This is a genomic window from Phocaeicola sp. RTP21198st1_B8_RTP21198_201120, assembly GCF_040929485.1.
GTDB classification, from domain to species: Bacteria; Bacteroidota; Bacteroidia; order Bacteroidales; family Bacteroidaceae; genus Phocaeicola; species Phocaeicola dorei.
Window position 1 is genome coordinate 1 of sequence record NZ_JBCOCI010000330.1, and the last position, 1,472, is coordinate 1,472.

The 1,472-nt window shown below is 43.5% G+C and carries 1 pseudogene; it reads right to left on the bottom strand.

From position 1 onward, the window contains the following. Positions 1 to 1,472: pseudogene (locus tag AB5935_RS25960) on the bottom strand (carboxypeptidase-like regulatory domain-containing protein); the annotation flags it as partial.

Consider the following 1,472-nt stretch of genomic DNA (forward strand, 5'->3'; position numbering starts at 1 on the left):
GTCGTCATCATTATAATATCCGCGGGCATTATTCCAGTCGTAGTGGTATTCCACTACCATTTTGAAGTTCTGATATGTTTTCTTTGATTTTACGAAGAACGTGTTGCTGACTTTGGCATATACATTTCCGGGACGGCTAAGGGAACCTCCGCTTGCCTGATAGGAGCTTTGCTCGAAAGGCACATTATAATACCCTGTTTCTGTGGCAGTAAGTATCGGTAGCAACCCGGACGAATTGGCAACAATGGCGCTCTTTTCCATCTCTGTTTGAGTATAGCTGACACCTAATGTGTAATTAACAGTACGTGAGAATGGTTTATTAATTGATAGTTTGCCATTATGGCTTAGTGAGAACAGCTGGTTGCGATGTATGCCAGATACGTGAAAAATCTTTGCTGTATCCCAAGTTAAAGGTGTAACGGTCGAATGACTTTGTTTTCTGGCGTGGATCTCCCCATGCTTGTGCATAGTCGAGATTGAAATTCAGGATACCGGCATCTTTGTTTAAACGCAATCCTTTACCGAGCGAGTAATTCATTGTTCCGGGATTTATCTTTCCCTTGATCTGCCAGGGTGTTTGTCCGATTTTGGAATGAACAACTACAAGTCCGGAGGTTAAATCACCGTATTCGGCAGAAGGAATACCACGGATTATTTCTACGGATTCAATATCGTCCGCACTAATTTGGCGTAAGTCTGTTCCGACAAATGCGGTACTTGAAAATCCTCCTTGCGATAGTGTACCATTGTTGGACATGGGAACTCCGTCCATTATGATACTCGAACCGAAGGCATTGGTGTTATTGTTAACAAGAGTACGGAGCTGCACATTGGAACGGGACGTTAAATCTGTATTTTTCATTAAGTGTCCCGGTATGAGTTGCATCACGTCATCAAGGCTCATAGCCTGTAAATGGTCTATCGCTTGTCTGCCTATAATGGAGCTGGTAGATTCTCCGGCCGCATTTTGTTTTGCTACCACTACTACCTCTTTCAAAGCTAGCGAAGTGGGAGACATGCGGATCGTCAGATCCAGGTTTTGTTCAACGTTGATTTCCCGTTGCACAGTCTCGAAGCCTACATACGAAATATTTAATATGTATTTTCCTGTGGGGACGTTTTTTAGTACTGCCTTTCCCTCCATGTCGGTTGCGGCATAAGCTCCTAGCGGATTGAGAATGCAGGTTGCCATTGGTAGCGGCTGTTTGTTTCCCCTTTCCAATAACAGGATATGGATGTCATGAGTGGTGGTTTGCTTTTGAGCAGGATAGAGTAGAATAACGGATTCATTGATTTCGTACGTCAGTCCTATTTGCTTGCAAAGGTTGTTGAGTAAAGTGTTCAATGATGTCCCTTGCGGATAATTGAGTGTTACAGTCTGTTGGCTATTAATATTCTTCTCTTCATAGACAAAATGTACATTGGCAGCTTGCCGAATCTGGGTCAGTGCGGTACGTACCGGGATATTCCGT